The 12,937-nt window shown below is 71.5% G+C and carries 11 protein-coding genes and 1 tRNA gene; 10 read left to right on the forward strand and 2 right to left on the reverse strand.

What is annotated here, in order from left to right:
- Positions 1–76 precede the first annotated feature (76 nt).
- Positions 77–152 (reverse strand) — tRNA-Glu (locus ABE487_RS03655).
- Between the two features lie 128 nt (positions 153–280).
- Between ABE487_RS03655 and pcnB the strand changes: the two genes are divergently transcribed.
- The 6 genes from pcnB to pgi all read left to right on the forward strand — a co-directional run bounded on the left by pcnB (position 281) and on the right by pgi (position 5,872).
- A complete protein-coding gene (gene pcnB, locus ABE487_RS03660; RefSeq protein ID WP_346443912.1) occupies positions 281–1,606 on the forward strand; it encodes a polynucleotide adenylyltransferase PcnB in 1,326 nt (441 codons plus the stop codon).
- Positions 1,603–2,121 (forward strand): 2-amino-4-hydroxy-6-hydroxymethyldihydropteridine diphosphokinase, encoded by a 519-nt coding sequence (folK, locus tag ABE487_RS03665; protein ID WP_346443914.1) that lies wholly within the window; start codon positions 1,603–1,605, stop codon positions 2,119–2,121. Before pcnB ends, folK begins: the two co-directional genes overlap by 4 nt.
- A gap of 4 nt (positions 2,122–2,125) precedes the next feature.
- On the forward strand, positions 2,126–2,944 hold the full coding sequence (gene panB, locus ABE487_RS03670) for a 3-methyl-2-oxobutanoate hydroxymethyltransferase (protein ID WP_346443915.1): 819 nt from the start codon (positions 2,126–2,128) through the stop codon (positions 2,942–2,944).
- A 41-nt stretch (positions 2,945–2,985) separates the two neighbouring features.
- Positions 2,986–3,852, forward strand: a complete 867-nt coding sequence (gene panC, locus ABE487_RS03675) for a pantoate--beta-alanine ligase (protein WP_346443917.1) — start codon at positions 2,986–2,988, stop codon at positions 3,850–3,852.
- Positions 3,853–3,962: 110 nt separating this feature from the next.
- On the forward strand, positions 3,963–4,343 hold the full coding sequence (panD, locus tag ABE487_RS03680) for an aspartate 1-decarboxylase (protein ID WP_346443918.1): 381 nt from the start codon (positions 3,963–3,965) through the stop codon (positions 4,341–4,343).
- On the forward strand, positions 4,343–5,872 hold the full coding sequence (gene pgi, locus ABE487_RS03685; protein WP_346452349.1) for a glucose-6-phosphate isomerase: 1,530 nt from the start codon (positions 4,343–4,345) through the stop codon (positions 5,870–5,872). The genes panD and pgi overlap by 1 nt, the downstream gene beginning before the upstream one ends.
- Before the next feature lie 328 nt (positions 5,873–6,200).
- Here pgi and queG read toward each other — a convergent pair whose 3' ends face one another.
- The gene (gene queG / locus ABE487_RS03690) at positions 6,201–7,301 is read right to left on the reverse strand and encodes a tRNA epoxyqueuosine(34) reductase QueG (RefSeq protein ID WP_346443921.1); all 1,101 of its coding nucleotides are present in this window, start codon (positions 7,299–7,301) and stop codon (positions 6,201–6,203) included.
- 26 nt (positions 7,302–7,327) lie between these two features.
- On the opposite strand from queG, the gene ABE487_RS03695 reads away from it, so the two are divergent.
- From ABE487_RS03695 to mutL, 4 genes are all read left to right on the forward strand, one after another.
- Positions 7,328–8,863: an NAD(P)H-hydrate dehydratase gene (locus ABE487_RS03695; protein ID WP_346443923.1), complete on the forward strand. Its 1,536-nt coding sequence runs from the start codon at positions 7,328–7,330 to the stop codon at positions 8,861–8,863.
- Complete coding sequence (gene tsaE / locus ABE487_RS03700) at positions 8,860–9,345, forward strand: tRNA (adenosine(37)-N6)-threonylcarbamoyltransferase complex ATPase subunit type 1 TsaE (RefSeq protein ID WP_346443925.1); 486 nt, start codon at positions 8,860–8,862, stop codon at positions 9,343–9,345. The genes ABE487_RS03695 and tsaE overlap by 4 nt, the downstream gene beginning before the upstream one ends.
- 74 nt (positions 9,346–9,419) lie before the next feature.
- A complete protein-coding gene (locus tag ABE487_RS03705; RefSeq protein ID WP_346452350.1) occupies positions 9,420–10,907 on the forward strand; it encodes an N-acetylmuramoyl-L-alanine amidase in 1,488 nt (495 codons plus the stop codon).
- A gap of 88 nt (positions 10,908–10,995) precedes the next feature.
- The gene (mutL, locus tag ABE487_RS03710; RefSeq protein ID WP_346452351.1) at positions 10,996–12,900 is read left to right on the forward strand and encodes a DNA mismatch repair endonuclease MutL; all 1,905 of its coding nucleotides are present in this window, start codon (positions 10,996–10,998) and stop codon (positions 12,898–12,900) included.
- The last annotated feature ends 37 nt before the right edge of the window (positions 12,901–12,937 follow it).

The following is a 12,937-nucleotide window of genomic DNA, read 5'->3' on the forward strand; positions in this document are numbered from 1 at the left end:
GGCGGTGGCTGGCGTTCCCAGGGTGTCGGCGACGCGCCACGAGAAAGGCCCGCTTGCGCGGGCCTTTTCTTGAAGATGGCGCTCCCTACGGGATTCGAACCCGTGTTTTAGCCTTGAGAGGGCCACGTCCTAGGCCTCTAGACGAAGGGAGCTGGGTGTACCGCCGAAGCGGCGACCGGTTGGACGACCGGTCTGCAGAACATCGGAAAGACGTGTGCAGCTTGCTAGTATAGCAGGCTTGCGGGCCCCGCAACGGGTGCCCACGGAAAATTTTCATTTGATGCACGACGACAATTCGACTCCGGGCTCCGCGTTGCGGACCATCCCCCGCGACCAGCACATCATCTCGCGCCGGCAGATCAGCCAGAGCGCGCTGCGTGTGCTCTACCGGTTGCACGAGGCCGGGCATGCCGCCTATCTGGTCGGCGGTGCGGTGCGCGACATTCTTGTCGGCCTGGCGCCCAAGGATTTCGATGTCGCGACCGACGCGACACCCGAGCAGGTCAAGGCGCTGTTCCGCAACTGCCGGCTGATCGGGCGGCGGTTCCGGCTGGCGCACGTGGTGTTCGGTCGCGAGATCATCGAGGTCGCCACTTTCCGTGCCAACGTCGACGACGGCAGCGGCGACCGCGAGGTCCACGACGATGGCCGCCTGCTGCGCGACAACGTCTACGGCACGATCGAGGACGATGCGGTCCGGCGCGACTTCACCGCCAACGCGCTCTATTACGCGATCGCCGACTTCTCGGTGCGCGACTACGTCGGCGGCTTCGAGGATGTCGAGAACCGCGTGCTGCGGTTGATCGGCGATCCGGAGACGCGCTATCGCGAGGACCCGGTGCGGATGCTGCGCGCCGTGCGGCTGGCGGCCAAGCTGGGCTTTTCGATCGCGCCCGAAACCGCAGCGCCGATCCCGCAGCTTGCCGGGCTGTTGTCCGAAGCGGCGCCGGCGCGGCTGTTCGAGGAATGCCTGAAGCTGTTCTTGTCCGGGCACGCGGTGGCCAGTTTCGAAGGCCTGGAGCGGCACGGCCTGCTGGGCGCGTTGTTCCCCGAGACCGCCAAGGCGTTGGCGAGCAACCGCAGCGGCGCGTTGCGCACGATGGTGGTCGCGGGCCTGCGCTCGACCGACACCCGCGTTGCCGCCGGCGACCCGGTATCGCCGGCGTTCCTGTTCGCGACCCTGCTGTGGCCGGCGTACTGCCGCACGTTGATGAAGCTGCAGGCAGAGGGCGTGCAGCCGGTGGATGCCCAGCGCCGGGCGGCCGACCGGGTGACGCTGCACCAGTTGTCGACGGTCGCGTTGCCGCGCCGGTTCTCGCTGCCGATGCAGGAGATCTGGCTGCTGCAGGCGCGCTTCCCGCAGCGCCAGCGCAAGCGGGTGACCCGGATGCTGTCGCACCCGCGCTTCCGCGCCGCGTTCGATTTCCTGGTGTTGCGCAGCGCGGCCTCCGATGCGCATGCCGCCGATGTCGCGTTCTGGCAGGAAGCCCAGCACGATCCAGACCACGCGATCGCGTTGTTCCCGGGCGACGAGGGAGAGGACGGCGAGGGGCAGGCCCCACGCCGCAAGCGCCGCCGTCGGCGCGCGCCTGCCGCAGCCGGATGAGCACCGGGTCGGCGCAGGCGCCGCGCGTGCACGCCTGCGTCGGGTTGGGCGCCAATCTCGGCGACGCGGTGGCCACGGTGCGCGACGCGGCGCGTGCGCTGGCGGCCTTGCCCGGCATTTCGGGGTGGGCGCTGTCGCGCTTCTATCGCACCCCCGCGTGGGGTGTGACCGACCAGCCGGACTTCATCAACGCCGCGGCGGTGTTCGAGACCGACCTGCCGGCGATGGCGCTGCTCCAGATGCTGTTGTCGATCGAAACGGCGCTGGGGCGACGCCGCGCGCCCGATGGCCGCGATCGCTGGGGGCCGCGTACGCTCGACCTGGATCTGCTGCTGTACGGCGATGCCAGGCTCGCATTGCCGGGACTGATCGTTCCGCATCCGCATCTGCATACGCGCGCGTTCGCGCTGGTGCCGCTGCTCGATGTCGCGCCGGATGCGCAGATTCCTGGTGTCGGCGCAGCCGCCGACATCCTCGCGGGCATGGATCGAAGCGGCATCGAAGCGATACCCTAGTGCGATGACCACTCCCCACATGTCCGCGCCGGTGACCGTGCCCGCGCTGTTCGAGGCCCGCGCCGCGGGTCGCCGGCTCTCGATGCTCACCGCCTACGATGCCGGATTTGCGCGCACCTTCGATGCGGCCGGGGTCGACCTGCTGCTGGTCGGCGATTCGCTGGGCATGGTGGTGCAGGGGCACGGCTCGACGTTGCCGGTCACCACCGACGACATGGTCTATCACACGGCCTGCGTGGCGCGGGCGACCCGGCGCGCGCTCATCGTCGCCGACCTGTCGTTCCAGGCCGATGCGACGCCCGAGCGTGCGCTCAACGCCTCCACCCGGTTGCTGCAGGCCGGTGCCGGCATGGTCAAGCTCGAAGGCGCGAGCGCGAGCAAGCGTGAGGTCGTGCGCTTCCTGGTCGAGCGCGAGATCCCGGTCTGCGCGCACCTGGGCCTGACCCCGCAGTCGGTGCTGCGCTTGGGCGGATTCAAGGTGCAGGGCCGCGGCGAGGCGGCCGCGCAGGCACTGCGCGAGGACGCGCTCGCGATTGCCGAGGCCGGTGCTTCGTTGATCGTGCTCGAGGGCGTGCCCGCTGCATTGGCCGCCGAGATCACCGCCGCCTCGCCAGTGCCGACGATCGGCATCGGCGCAGGTCCCAACTGCGACGGCCAGGTGCTGGTGCTGCACGACATGCTGGGCCTGGACAGCGGCCATCGCCGGCCGAAGTTCGTCCGCGACTTCCTGGCCGATGGCGGCTCGGTCGCCGGCGCAGCGCGCGCGTACGTCGCCGCTGTGCGCGACGGCAGCTTCCCCGGCCCCGAGCATTCCTACAGCTGAGCGCAGCGCCGCCGGCCTTCGCTTTCCAATCCGCACGCCCCATGATCGAAACCGTCGACAGCCTGAGCGTCCTGCGCGCCCGTATCGCGGACTGGAAGCGCGCGGGCCTGCGCGTGGGCCTGGTGCCGACGATGGGCAACCTGCACGCGGGGCACTTTTCGCTGGTCGCGGCGTTGCGCGCGCAGGTCGACCGTGTCGTCGCCAGCGTGTTCGTCAATCCCACGCAGTTCGGACCCAACGAGGACTTCGCGCGCTATCCGCGGACACCCGAGCAGGACGCGCAAGGGCTGGCCGCTGCGGGCTGCGACCTGCTGTGGCAGCCGTCGGTGGAGACGATGTATCCGCTGGGGCTGGCGAACACGGTCACCGTGCGCGTGCCCGGGATCACCGAGGTGCTCGACGGCGCCCATCGGCCGGGCCACTTCGATGGCGTGGCGACGGTCGTCGCGCGCCTGTTCAACCAGGTGCAGCCCGATGTCGCCGCGTTCGGGCGCAAGGACTACCAGCAACTGGCGGTGATCGCGCACCTGGTGACCGAGCTCGCGTTCCCGGTGCAGTTGCTGCCGGTCGCGATCGCCCGCGATGCCGACGGGCTGGCACTGAGCTCGCGCAACCAGTATCTCGACGCCGACCAGCGCGCACGGGCGCCGCAGCTGTATCGCACGCTGCAGGCGATGCGCGATGACCTGCGTGCCGGCCGCGCGCCGGCCCAGGTCGAGGCCGACGCCGAAGCGCAGCTCAGCGCGCAGGGGTTCGCGGTCGACTACGCGGTCGTGCGCACGCCCGCGCTCGGGCCGCTGGCGGCGGGCGATGCCGAGGCGGTCGCATTGCTCGCGGCCCGGCTGGGTACCACCCGGTTGATCGACAACCTCGAATTCAGCCTGGCGCCGGTGTCTGCGGCCGGCTGAATCGCCGCTCGCGTGCCCGGGCGGCATGTTGCGATGCCGCACACGGCCCCTATACTTGCCGACTCCTGCGGAACGCCCGCGTTTGCCAAGGCCGCGATCCGGCCGCCGCCATGCAACTGACCCTGCTCAAAGCCAAGATCCACCGCGCGTCCGTGACCCACGCCGAGCTGCACTACGAAGGCTCGTGCGCGATCGACGGCCATCTGCTCGACCTGTCGGGCATCCGTGAATACGAACGCATCGAGATCTACAACATCAACAACGGCGAACGCTTCGCGACCTACGCGATCCGCGCCGAGGCCGGCAGCGGCATCATTTCGGTCAATGGCGCGGCCGCGCACAAGGCTGGCGTCGGCGATCTGGTGATCATTTGCGCCTACGGCGCGCTCGACGAGGCACAGGTGGCCAATTTCAAGCCGACCCTGGTCTACGTCGATCGGCAGAACCGGATGACCCACACCAACGATTCGATCCCGGCGCAGGCAGCCTGATGACGACGGCGGCGCGGCGGATCATCGAGGCGCTGGCGCCGCATGCGCGGCGCCTGGACGCGGCGCGTATCGCCGACCTCATCGCCGCCGACGCCGCGCGCCCGCGCGACTTCGCGCTGCGCGTGGGCGGGCTCTATGCCAGCTTCGCGCGCCAGCGTTTCGACCGCGAGGCCCGCGATGCGCTGCTCGCGCTTGGCGCGTCGGCCGAGCTGGCGGCCGCGATGCGCGCGCTGTTCGACGGCGCCATCGTCAATACGTCCGAGCAGCGCCCGGCGCTGCACGTCGCACTGCGCTCGGCGCTGTCGCAGGCGCCGGCGGCGCGCGATGCACGCGAGCAGGCGCTCGCGGCGCGCACGCGCATGCGCGCCCTGGTCGCGCAGCTCGAGGCGTCCGATGTCACCGACATCGTCAACGTCGGCATCGGCGGCTCCGATCTCGGCCCGCGGCTGGTGGTCGATGCGCTCAAGGACTTCGGCACCGGTCGTTTCCGTGTGCATTTCCTGACCAACGTCGACGGCAGCGACGCCCAGCATCGCCTGGCGAAGCTGGATCCGGCGAAGACCGCCGCGATCCTGGTCTCCAAGACCTTCGGCACCCAGGAGACCCTGCTCAACGGCGCGGTCGTGCGCGATTGGCTGGGCGGCAGCGAGCGGCTGTATGCGGTCAGCGCCAACGTGCCGCGGGCGCAGGCCTTCGGCGTCGCACCCGAGCGTGTGCTGCCGATGTGGGACTGGGTCGGCGGTCGCTACTCGCTGTGGTCGGCGGTCGGGTTTTCGATCGCGCTGGCGATCGGCGCCGATGGTTTCGACGCCTTGCTCGACGGCGCGGCCGAAATGGACGCCCACGCGCTGCGGACGCCGCTGGCCGGCAACCTGCCGCTGCTGCACGCACTGGCCGGTGTGTGGAACCGCAATGCGCTGGGCTTGGCGACGCACGCCGTGCTGCCCTACGACGAGCGGCTGGCGCTGCTGCCGGCCTACTTGCAGCAGTTGGTGATGGAGAGCCTGGGCAAGTCGGTCACGCCTGAGGGCGCGCCGGTCGGGCTCGACACCGTGCCGGTGCTGTGGGGCGGGCCGGGCACCAACTCGCAGCACAGTTTCTTCCAGGCGCTGCACCAGGGGACGCAGACGGTGCCGGCCGATTTCATCGGCGTTGTCAATCCGGCCCATCCGCACACCGACAACCATGCCGCGCTGCTGTCGAACCTGCTCGCCCAGGCGCAGGCGCTGGCCAACGGGTTCTCCGCCGACGATCCGCAGAAGTCGTATCCCGGCAACCGGCCGTCGACGCTGTTGCTGCTCGACCGGCTCGACCCGCGCAGTCTCGGCGCGCTGATCGCGCTCTACGAGCACAGCGTCTACGCGCAGTCGGTGCTGTGGGGCATCAACGCCTTCGACCAGTGGGGCGTCGAACTGGGCAAGCGCATCGCCGGCGAGTTGCTGCCCGCGGTGCAGGGCCAGGACGTCGAGATCGCCGACCCGGTCACCCGCGCCCTGCTCGACGAACTGCGCGCCCGCCGCAACGCCTGATCGGTGGCGACCGCCTCCCCCGCGCACGTGGGAGGTCGACGTACGTAGCGCGCCAGTTCAGCCATGGGCGTGTCGCACAAAGCGCCCCCATCCCAGCCTTCCCCCGCGCGCGGGGGAAGGAGCACAAGCGTATCGGTGCGTGTGGGAGTCGGCCGCGCGCCGCATGCTGAAGTCACCTCCCGCGCGCGCGGGGAGGTCGGCGCGCACAGCGCGCCGGGTGGGGGCGGGCCCTTGCGGCCTTGTCATTGCGCCAACGCTGACCTGCCGCCAGGACACGCGTCATTCGCCAGCCGCGATCGAGCGAACCCGCGCGCGTCGTGTCGCTTCGTCAGTGCGCGTCGTGTCGCGCCAGCGCCCATTCGACATGCGCGTCGACCAGCGCGTCGCCCGACTGCCGGCGTGTCCGCAGTGCGGCGATGGTGTCGGGAGTGCTCGGCGCATTGCCCAAGGCGACGGCGATGTTGCGCAGCCAGCGGCGATGCCCACTGCGGCGCAGTGGCGAGCCCTCGGTGCGCTGCAGGAACTCGTCCTCGTCCCAGGCGAACAGATCGGCCAGGCTTGCGGTGTCCAGGCCGTTGCGCGCGCGGAAGTCGGGTTCGTCGTGGCGCTTGGCGAACTTGTTCCACGGGCAGACCAATTGGCAGTCGTCGCAGCCGAAGATGCGGTTGCCGATCGGCGCGCGCAGCGGTTCGGGAATCGCGCCGTCGTGTTCGATCGTCAGGTACGAGATGCAGCGGCGCGCATCGAGCCGGTACGGCGCGACGATCGCCTGCGTTGGGCAGACGTCGATGCAGCGCGTGCAGGTGCCGCAGTGCGCGCTCGCCGGTGGATCGATCGGCAGCGGCACGTCGACGTAGATCTCGCCGAGGAAGAACCACGAGCCACCGCGCTTGTCGATCAGGCAGGTGTGCTTGCCGATCCAGCCCAGGCCGGCGTTGCGTGCGAGCGCACGCTCGAGCACCGGCGCCGAATCGACGAACACCCGGTGGCCGAACGGGCCGATTTCCTCGGCGATGCGGTGCGCGAACTTCTGCAGCCGGTTGCGCATGAGCTTGTGGTAGTCGCGGCCGAGCGCGTAGCGCGCGACGTAGGCGCGGCGGCCATCGGCCAGCGTCTCCCAGGCGCTGTCGTCGTCGTTGCGGCCGTAGTCGAGCCCGACCGAGATCACCCGCACGGTGCCGGGCAGCAGGTCGGCCGGGCGCGCGCGCAGCGTGCCGTGGCGCGCCATCCAGTCCATCGTGCCGTACAGCCCCTGGGCGAGCCAATCGCGCAGGTGGGCTTCATCCTCGGCGAGTTCGATGCCGGCGATGCCGCAGCGCTGGAAGCCCAGCTCGGCCGCGATCGCGCGGATGCGCGCGGCCACCTGCTGCGGCTCGGGCGCGCGGCGTGCCGGTGGCGCGGCGTCGGGGGTGTCGGGGCAGGGACTCACGATGCCTGAAGTATAGAATCGGCGCGATGAGCCTTCCCTGTGCCTCGAACGCGGCGTCCATGCCGGGAACCCTGCTGTACGACGCGGCGGGGGTGCGCGCGCTCGAGACCGCGGCGATCGCCGCCGAGGGCGGCGATGCCGGCGTGCTGATGGCGCGCGCCGGGCTGGCCGCGTGGCGCCTGTTGCAGCGGCGCTGGCCGCAGGTGCGCACCCTGGTCGTGGTCTGCGGGCCTGGCAACAACGGCGGCGACGGCTACGTGCTCGCGCGGCACGCGCAGTCGGCCGGCTGCGAGGTGCAGGTGGTTCGGCTCGACACGCACGCGCCCCGGACCGCGCTTTCGCGTTCGGCGTGCGCGGCCTTCGTCGAGGCCGGTGGACGCATCGCGACGTTCGCTGGCGGCCCGCTGCCGTCGGCCGGGCTGGTCGTCGACGCCTTGTTCGGGATCGGTCTGTCGCGCGCACCCGATGCCGATGCCGCCGCCTTGATCGCCGCGATCGAGGCGACGCCCGCGCCGGTGCTGGCGCTCGACGTGCCCAGCGGCCTGGACGGCGACCGCGGCAGTGCGCCCGGTGTCGCGGTGCATGCGCAGGTCACGTTGCAATTCCTCGCCGCACGCGTCGGTCTGCAGACCGGCGACGGCCCCGACCATGCCGGCGAACTCGCACTCGATGCACTCGACGTCGATCCGGGCGTGATGGCAGCCGCCGGGCCCGGCGTCGCGCGCCGGATCGAGGCCGGCGACCTGGCGCACTGGCTGCGCCCGCGTCTACGCAACAGCCACAAGGGGGCCTCCGGCCGCGTGCTGTGCGTGGGCGGCGACCACGGCATGGGCGGCGCGGTGATGTTGGCCACCGAGGCCGCGCTGCGCGCCGGCGCCGGGCTGGTGTCGGTCGCGACCCAGGCGGCGCATGTCGCCCCGCTGCTGGTGCGCTGTCCGGAGGCGATGGTCCGCCGTATCGACAACGCGTCCACGCTCGCGCATCTGCTCCAGGCCGCCGATGTCGTCGCGCTCGGGCCGGGGCTGGGGCGCGGCGCCTGGGGTCACGGCTTGTACGACGAGGTGCTGGGCAGCGGCCGGCCGCTGGTGCTCGACGCCGACGCGCTGAGCCTGCTGGCCGCCATGCCGCGCGCGCTGCCGCCCGGCACTGTGCTGACCCCGCACCCGGGCGAGGCCGGGCGCCTGCTCGGCGCCGCGACGGTCGACATCCAGCGCGACCGACCCGCCGCGGTGCGCCGGCTCGCCGCCCAGACTGGCGCGGTCGTCGTGCTCAAGGGCGCGGGCACACTGATCTGTGCGCCGGACGGCATGCCGTGGCTGGTCGCCGCCGGCAACCCGGGCATGGCGACCGGCGGCATGGGCGATGCGCTGACCGGCGTGATCGCCGCGCTGCGCGGACAGGGGCTCGACCCCGAATCCGCCGCGGCCTGCGGTGCCCTGCTGCATGCCGCCGCCGGCGATGTCGCGGCGCGCAGTGGCGGCGAGCGCGGCCTGTTGCCGGTCGACCTGATCGCCGCGCTGCGTCCGCTGGCCAATCCGACGTTCCTGGAGACATGGCGATGAGCCTGTGGCAACTCGACGGCGAGGCCGCGACCCAGGCCTTCGCGCAGGCGCTCGCCGCCACGGCCCCCACGCCGGCGGTCGTGCATCTGCAAGGCGACCTGGGCGCCGGCAAGTCCACGCTGGCGCGCGCCTGGCTGCGCGCACTGGGCGTGACCGGTACCGTCCGCAGCCCCACCTACACGCTGGTCGAGCGCTACCCGGTGGCGGGCGGCGAGGCATTGCACCTGGATCTGTACCGCATCGGCGACATCGGCGAGCTGGAGTTTCTCGGCCTGGACGACGTCCCCGCGCGGCTGTGGTTGATCGAATGGCCCGAGCGGGGCGCCGACGCGTTGCCGCGGCCGGATCTGCGGATCTGTCTCGCCTTGTCGGGCCAGGGGCGCAGCGCATCGCTGGCGCCGCTGTCGGAGGCCGGTCGACAGTGGTGCGAGGCGCTCGGGCGACCGGGCTGCTTGCCGGCCCTTTCTGAACCGAAACCGTAGGAAGGGTGCGCAGGCTCTGGATTTGCAAGGGAAAACGTCTTGCATTGTCCTGGCGGCGATGATTGACTAACCCCATGCGTATCCGGGGGATCAATCTGTCTCAGGCCTTGCTGGCGCTCGCGCTGCTCGCGGCGCTGTGCTGGAACCTGGCCTACGGCGCCGAGTTGCGTGGTGTTGACCTGCAGACCGGCGCGACCGGGACGCGGGCCGAACTGCGGCTGGACGGCAAGGCCGAATTCTCGGTGATCTCGCTGGCCAATCCCGACCGCCTCGTGGTCGACCTGCCCGGCACCAAGCTCCGCGGCGGCCTGGCGCTGCCGGCCTCGCGCGGCGTGGTGCGCAGTGTCCGGACCGGTCAACCGGTGGCCGGCACGACCCGGATCGTGTTCGATCTCGCCAGCCCGGTCGTGGCGATGACGCCGCGCCTGGAAGAAGGCGGCGACGGGACTCGCTTGGTCGTCGAGTGGCCCGGCGATGGCGATGCCGATCCGATCGCGCGGGTCGCCGCCCAGGCCTCTGCACCACCGACGGCTACCGGCGCCGTGCCCGCCGCTGGCGCCCCGGCCACCCGCACCCCGCCGCCCGATCCTGCTCTCGCGTCCAACGATGCGACCTCGCGGCTGATCGCCGAGATGGCGCGCGCCCGTGCGCCGGCCACACCTGCGCCGCAGCCCGCGGCATCGGCCTCGACGCCTGCCCCGACGCCGACGCCGACACCCGCTGCTGCGCCAGTCGCGCAGGCGCCTGCCCCCACACCCGAGGCCACCGCGCCGGCGCCGCGCAATGCGGCCCCGCCCTTGCCGACCACGGTCGGGCCGGGCATGCGTCCGCTGGTGATCGCGATCGATCCCGGGCACGGCGGCCAGGATCCGGGGGCGATCGGGCCGGGTGGCACCTACGAAAAGCACGTGGTGCTGGCGATCTCGCGCGAACTGGCGCGCCAGATCAACGCCACGCCCGGCATGCGCGCGCATCTGATCCGCGACAACGACAGCTATGTCGAGCTGCCGCAGCGCGCGCGTCGGGCGCGTCAGGCCAGAGCCGACATGTTCGTGTCGATCCATGCCGACGCCGCGCTCAATCGCGCCGCCTACGGCTCCTCGGTCTACACCCTGTCACTGCGCGGGGCGTCCTCGCAGCAGGCACGCTGGCTGGCCGACCGCGAGAACAGCGCCGACCTCGTCGGCGGTGTGCGCCTGGAGAAGGACACGCTGTCCAACGTCCTGCTCGAAATGGCGCAGAGCGGGCACATGCGCGCCTCGCAGGAGGCCGCTACGCACGTGCTGACCGGGCTGCGCGATGTCGGCAAGACCCACAAGGCGAACGTGGAGTACGCGAACTTCTCGGTGCTGCGCAACGCCGACATGCCGGCGATGCTGGTCGAAACGGGCTTCATCTCCAATCCCGAAGAGGAGAAGCGGCTGCTCGACCCCGGCCACCAGCGGCGCGTCGCTGCCGCCGTGCTGCAGGGGATCAATGCCTTCTTCACCAGCCAGCCGCCCCCAGGCACGCTCTACGCCGCGCGCGCGGCCGCGGCCGCTGCCGGCGGCGGCAGCCCCTGAATCGGCCGGATCGACCGGCCGGCAGGCGCATCCGGCGCCCGCTATCATCCCCGTCCCCCTCGTCAAAGCGCCTTGGCGCCGCCGTGCCGTGTCCATTCGTCAACTGCCCGATATCCTGATCAACCAGATTGCCGCGGGCGAGGTCGTTGAGCGGCCGGCCTCGGTGGTCAAGGAACTGGTCGAGAACGCGCTCGATGCCGGTGCGCGTCGGGTCGACATCGAGCTCGAGGAAGGCGGGGGCCGCCTGATCCGCGTGCGCGACGATGGTGGCGGGATCGCACCCGAGGAGTTGCCACTGGCAGTGTCGCGGCATGCGACCAGCAAGATCGGCTCGCTCGACGATCTCGAATCGGTCGCCACTCTCGGCTTCCGCGGCGAAGCGCTGCCGTCGATCGCATCGGTCAGCCGGTTCTCGCTGGCCTCGCGCCGCGAGGACGATGCCCACGGCACCGTGCTGCAGGTCGACGGCGGGCGTGTGGGCGCGGCGGCCCCCAAGCCGCATCCGCGTGGGACCACCGTCGAGGTCCGCGACCTGTTCTACAACGTGCCGGCGCGCCGCAAGTTCATGCGCGCCGAGCGCACCGAGCTGGGCCACATCGAAGAATGGCTGCGTGCGCTGGCGCTGGTACGGCCGGATGTCGAACTGCGCGTGAGCCACAACGGCAAGCCCGCGCGCCGCTACAAGGGCGACGAGGACCTGTTCTCGGGCGCGCGCCTGGTCGAGACGCTGGGCCGCGAGTTCGCCGATGCCGCGCTGCGGATCGATCATGCCGCGGCCGGCCTGCGGCTGTCGGGCTGGATCGCGCGGCCGGCGTACTCGCGCGCCAGTGCCGATCAGCAGTATCTGTACGTCAACGGCCGGTCGATCCGCGATCGCAGCGTCGCGCACGCGGTCAAGCAGGCCTTCGCCGACGTGATGTACCACGGGCGACAGCCGGCCTACGTGCTGTTCCTCGAACTCGATCCGACCCGGGTCGACGTCAATGTGCATCCGGCCAAGCACGAGGTGCGGTTCCGCGACGCCCGGCTGGTGCACGACTTCGTCTATCGCACGCTGCATGAGGCGCTGGCCGATACCCGGGCCGGGCAGGCGGGCGACGTGGCGGTCGAGGCGCCGACGCCCGGAGCGCCGTTCGCCGCCGGGCCGACCAACGGCGGCTCTGCAGCCGCCTGGTCGCGGCCAATGCCGCAGACACATCTGGCACTGCGCGTGGGCGAGGCGCGTGCGGCCTATGCCAGCCTCTACGGCGGCGGCATGGGCGGCGGCGACGCGGGGACCCACGCGGGGACGGACGCGACGTTCGCGCCGGCACCTGCGCGAGGCGATGCGTGGGCGGATGCGAGCGCCCAGGGCATGGCCGTCGATGGCGCAGCCGCCGACAACACCGCCGCCGACACCGCCGCCTTCGTACCGCCGCTCGGCTATGCGGTCGCGCAGTTGCATGGCATCTACATTCTCAGCCAGGCGGCCGACGGCATGATCGTCGTCGACATGCATGCCGCTCACGAGCGCATCGGCTACGAGCGGCTCAAGACCGCGCACGATGGCGACGGTGTGCGCATGCAGCCGCTGCTGGTGCCGCAGACCGTCGCCGTCTCCGAGCGCGAAGCCGACATCGCCGAACAGGAAGCGGGCACGCTCGCCGACCTGGGCTTCGAGGTCTCGCGCACCGGACCGCAATCGCTGCTGCTGCGCGGCGTGCCAGCGTTGCTGGTCGATGGCGACACCGAGGCGCTGCTGCGCGATGTGCTGGCCGACCTGCGCGAGCACGGCGAGAGTCGGCGGGTGCGCGCGGCACGCGACGAACTGCTTTCGACGATGGCCTGCCATGGTGCGGTGCGCGCGAACCGGCGACTGACGGTGCCCGAGATGAATGCGCTGCTGCGGCAGATGGAGGCGACCGAGCGCTCGGGGCAGTGCAACCATGGCCGCCCGACCTGGGCGCATTTCCCGCTCGCCGAGATCGACCGTTGGTTCCTGCGCGGGCGTTGAGCGCGCATCTGCTCGCAGGCCCTGGGCGCGTGCCCGC

The organism is Luteimonas sp. TWI596 (assembly GCF_039674105.1).
Classification (GTDB): domain Bacteria; phylum Pseudomonadota; class Gammaproteobacteria; order Xanthomonadales; family Xanthomonadaceae; genus Luteimonas.

Excerpts from the sequence above, each read along its gene's own strand:
- pcnB (WP_346443912.1), top strand. The coding sequence starts at position 281 with ATGCACGACGACAATTCGACTCCGGGCTCCGCGTTGCGGACCATCCCC.
- panD (WP_346443918.1), top strand. The coding sequence starts at position 3,963 with ATGCAACTGACCCTGCTCAAAGCCAAGATCCACCGCGCGTCCGTGACC.
- ABE487_RS03695 (WP_346443923.1), top strand. The coding sequence starts at position 7,328 with ATGAGCCTTCCCTGTGCCTCGAACGCGGCGTCCATGCCGGGAACCCTG.
- panB (WP_346443915.1), top strand. The coding sequence starts at position 2,126 with ATGACCACTCCCCACATGTCCGCGCCGGTGACCGTGCCCGCGCTGTTC.
- tsaE (WP_346443925.1), top strand. The coding sequence starts at position 8,860 with ATGAGCCTGTGGCAACTCGACGGCGAGGCCGCGACCCAGGCCTTCGCG.
- pgi (WP_346452349.1), top strand. The coding sequence starts at position 4,343 with ATGACGACGGCGGCGCGGCGGATCATCGAGGCGCTGGCGCCGCATGCG.
- panC (WP_346443917.1), top strand. The coding sequence starts at position 2,986 with ATGATCGAAACCGTCGACAGCCTGAGCGTCCTGCGCGCCCGTATCGCG.
- ABE487_RS03705 (WP_346452350.1), top strand. The coding sequence starts at position 9,420 with ATGCGTATCCGGGGGATCAATCTGTCTCAGGCCTTGCTGGCGCTCGCG.
- folK (WP_346443914.1), top strand. The coding sequence starts at position 1,603 with ATGAGCACCGGGTCGGCGCAGGCGCCGCGCGTGCACGCCTGCGTCGGG.